Source organism: Rhizobacter sp. P2_H2 (genome assembly GCF_056403375.1).
This window is the reverse complement of the sequence record NZ_JBFUFP010000507.1, coordinates 1-3840: the sequence shown is the minus strand read 5'-3', so window position 1 is coordinate 3840 and position 3840 is coordinate 1. Positions and strand designations below refer to the sequence as shown.

The following is a 3840-nucleotide window of genomic DNA, read 5'->3' as shown; positions in this document are numbered from 1 at the left end:
CTGCAGCGACGGGAAATGCGTGGCATCCGCGAGCAACCAGAAGCGCAGGCCGTTGCTGTCCATCAGCACAGCTCCGGCACTGCCGGCACGGCGATGGCGCTCGCGTCGGCGAAGGGATTCGGCAGGGCGCGCAGGTCGGTCGGCGCGTTGGGGCCGTCGACCGCGATCACCGACAGCAGTTCGGGCAGTTGCCAGGGCTGCAGGTCCAGGATCTGCGCACCGTCGGCGGCGATCGACGGCAGGCGCTGCCAGTCGTTGCCGTTGCGGCGGAAGAGGTTGAGGCCGCGCAGTTCATCGACGCCACCGACGCGTGACACCTCAACCTCGAGTTCGCGGCTGCGCACCGCCCGGCCGAGCTGCCAGCCCGTGCGGCCGATTCCGCCCGGCGCGAGCGGCCACAGCAGCCGGCGCAGCGCCTCGCGCACGTCGAGCAGCACCTTGTCGCGTGCATACCCGTCGCGCAGCGTCACCGCCACCGAGAGTCCGAGCGGGACGTAGTCGCAGCCGATCACGTACAGCTCGGTGGCCAGCGGCGTGCGTGCCGACAGGTGGGCGTGCAGGCGCTCGATGAAAGGCCGGTCGGGGCGCGGGTTGGGGGCCGGCCCGAGCGGCACCGAGGGAAGGGCCAGCACGCTGACCACACCGGGCACGCCGAAGCGGCGTTCGCGTGGCTTGAACCTGGGCATCACCTCGACACGACCCACGTCGACCGCCGGGGCGTCCATCGCGAGGCGCCGATAGTCCTCCTCGGTGACGGCACGGTCGCCGTGGCGCAGGCGTGCGGGGATTCGGCGCTCGGCCACCTGCAAGGTTTCGGCGTCCTCGCCACCGCTCAGCGGCAAGGGCTGCTGCACCTTGATCGGCGGCGCGTTCTGGCCGTCGATGCGCAGGGCCTGCAGTTCGGTCAGCGATCCGGCGGGCAGGTTGCCCGCGCGTCCACCACCGAAGCGGCCGAAGGCCAGGCGCACGCGCATCTGCGCTTCGGGCGCGCGGCCGCGCACGCCGTCGCCGAAGCGCAGCGTGCCTGCCTCGGCGTCCAGCTGGAAGGCGGCAGCCTCGCGCGCCACGTTCGGATCGGTGGAGATGGCCGCAAGGTCATCGACGCGTGTCCAGTCCTGGTAGCCGCGGCCGGGCTCCTCGACCTGGATGCGCAGCGTGTCCGCGTCCACCGAGCCCTGCGGCAACTGGAACACCTGGTCGCCACCGCCGCTGGAACTGCCGAGCACGCGGCCGGCCATGCTGGCGCGCTGGTCGATCTCGACCGCGTTGATGCCGACCCAGGCCAGCGGCAGGTGCTGCACCGGTTCGCCGGGCTTCGGGCGCAGGCGGATCCATGCGAGCAGGCGGGCCGCGCGGTCGGGGTCGTCCAGGCGCGGCGGCGCATCGCCGACACCGGCGCGTGCATTGATGCCGACGTCGTTCGATGGCGCCCAGATCTGGCTCTCGTCGGGCAAGCGCAGGCGCAGCGTGCCCGCACGGGCCAAGCCCTTGCTGGTGTCGTCGCCTTCGATGCCCAGGGTCAGGTAGTCGGTCTCGAAGTCGTTGCGGCCGCGCGTGGTGATCTCCCACAACACCGGCACCGGGACCGGCTTGCTGCTGCTGTCGTCCAGCGTGGGCATGGACAACGCGGGCACGATGCCCATCGAGAGCAGTTCGGGCAGGCCGGTGTCCTGCCCGCCCAGGGCCGACTTCACCGCGTCGTTGGTGGCCGGCTGGTTGGCCGCCGTGTCGGCGCGCGGGGCCAGCAAGGCGATCCACAAGGCGCGGTCGGCGCTCGTGCCGAACACGTCGACCCCGGCCGGCTGTGCGCGGCCGCCGGCGAACACCGGCGTGGTCTCATAGGCCTTGACCGCACCGCTGATGCGGTGGATCTGCGCCAGGCCCTGCAGCATGTCGCTGCGCCGGGCAGTCTCGCTGCTGGACAGCGGGCGCTTGATGTAGGCCTCGGCGCTGATGGGCAGCACGGTGATCTCCGACAGCGTCTCGAAGGGCATCGCCGCCTTCAGGCGCCCCTGCGGCGCAAGCCGCTGCGCGTTGCGCTCGGCGTCCTGCGCGAACGACAGCGACACGATGCCGCGCGCCGGACGCGCTGGCTGCAGGCCCATGCCGAGCAGCTTCAGGAACACCAGGCGCTGGCGTTCCGGAACCAGGTTGGCGCGGTACAGCAGCGCGTCGCCGAGCCAGGCGAAGAGCTCGATCAGCGTGCGGCCGGGATCGCCCAGGCGCGGATGGGTCCACTCCGGCGTGTGGGCGGGGATGCGGGCGACCAGGTCGTCGACGAGGTCGTCGAAGCGGCGATCGTCGAGTGAGGGGGGCAGGATGGGCATGTCAGTGATCCATCGTCGAAGCAGCCAAGGTTCAGGTTTCCAGGTCGACCGTGACGTTCATCGCCGAGGCCGCGCCGGTCCGCGCAAGGCGATAGGCGATCTCCACGCGCACCTGGCCAGGCTGGTCCTCGACCTCCCACACCTCGACGCCGTCGAGCAGGATGCGGGGCTCCCAGCGCTGCAGCGAGTTCTCCACCAGGTCGCGCATCTCGCGGCGCGTGGCCACGCTGTTCGGCGAATGCAGCATGCGGTCCAGGCCGCCGCCGAACTCGGCGCGCATCAGCTGCTCGCCGGGACGCGTGCTCAGGATGATGCGGATGGCATCTCGCACGCTGGTGGCGAGCTCGGGCCACGCCAGCGCACCGTGTGCGTCGGGCAGGGGAAGCAGGGGCCATCCGATCAGCGGCTGCATCGCATCGCTCCTACTTGGGCGGGATCTTGGGGAAGGGCAGGCAGATCTTCATGAAGAAGAGCCAGCCGAACACCAGGTTGAACAGCGTCAGGAAGATGTTCAGGACCAGGAAGGCGCAGATCGTGATGATCGGGATGTTGAAGCCGCAGATCCACGTCAGCCCGAGGCCTTGCGTCGACCCCTTGCCGTCGAGGATGTCCGAGGTGGAGCCGTTCAGCAGGTTCTGCATCGAGGGCGGCACCACGAAGGCGACGTTGGGCTTCAGGCTCTTCAGCAGGTTCTTGTCGCTCGGATCCGGCAAGGGAATCTGCACCGGCGGCGCGCCGGCCCCCTCGTACCAGGGCGCGATGGTGAAGGGCTCGCTGGCCTCGCTCCAGACGATGCGGCCGGGACACGGTCCTTCGGCCTTCAGCCGCACGAAGCTGCGCAGCACGTAGCGCGCGCCCGCGTCGTCGAAGCGCCCCTGCTTGCCCTTCATCGTCGCGAAGCGCGCCGTCATCGCCGCATGCAGCGCGCTGCGCAGGCGCGCTGCCTGGTCGGATGGCAAGGCCGGCCAGGTCGATGGCATCTCGGCCCCGCCCGGCACGCTCTCGCCCTGCAGGATGATGGTGTTGGCACGGGCGAGGAAGTCGTCCGCCTGCACGTAGCGTTGCGGCTGGTTGTCGCGGCGCACCAGCGGCAGCGCGATGCCGTGCAGCACCTGCTTCAGCTGCGTGACTTCGCTGCCGCCGTCGAACAGGTTGAACTGGCTGCCCAGCTGGTGCAGCATCAGCACGAAGCGAACCAGCGTGCCATCGGCACCCTGAGCCTGGCTTTGCGCGAACCAGTCCTTGCTCAGCGCCTGGCCGGCGAATGGCAGCGCCATCGCATCGCCGCCCAGGGCCAGCACCAGCTGGGCCCGAAACGCCTGCGACTGCGGGCCGAAGTCCACGCCGGGCGCCGACTCGAACACCGCGTCGACCTCGGACAGCTCGCTGCTGACGGTCGGCACGATGCCGTAGAAGAGCGTCTTGCCCGCATCGCTGCAGACGTCGGGCGGCGCCACGTACATCGCCGTCACGTCCTCGTCGAGCAGGCTGTCGTCGCTGCGCAGCGCGAGGC

2 protein-coding genes and 1 pseudogene are annotated in these 3840 nt (G+C 70.6%); all 3 read right to left on the bottom strand.

Translation table 11 applies throughout. From position 1 onward, the window contains the following. Positions 1-62: 62 nt before the first annotated feature. Positions 63-2327 (bottom strand): putative baseplate assembly protein, encoded by a 2265-nt coding sequence (locus tag AC1D15_RS21285; RefSeq protein WP_477827537.1) that lies wholly within the window; start codon positions 2325-2327, stop codon positions 63-65. 31 nt (positions 2328-2358) lie between these two features. Beyond that, the gene (locus tag AC1D15_RS21280; protein ID WP_047512721.1) at positions 2359-2739 is read right to left on the bottom strand and encodes a GPW/gp25 family protein; all 381 of its coding nucleotides are present in this window, start codon (positions 2737-2739) and stop codon (positions 2359-2361) included. A gap of 10 nt (positions 2740-2749) precedes the next feature. After that, positions 2750-3840 (bottom strand): annotated as a pseudogene (locus tag AC1D15_RS21275) (hypothetical protein); the annotation flags it as partial.

Excerpts from the sequence above, each read along its gene's own strand:
- AC1D15_RS21285 (WP_477827537.1), bottom strand. The coding sequence starts at position 2,327 with ATGCCCATCCTGCCCCCCTCACTCGACGATCGCCGCTTCGACGACCTC.
- AC1D15_RS21280 (WP_047512721.1), bottom strand. The coding sequence starts at position 2,739 with ATGCAGCCGCTGATCGGATGGCCCCTGCTTCCCCTGCCCGACGCACAC.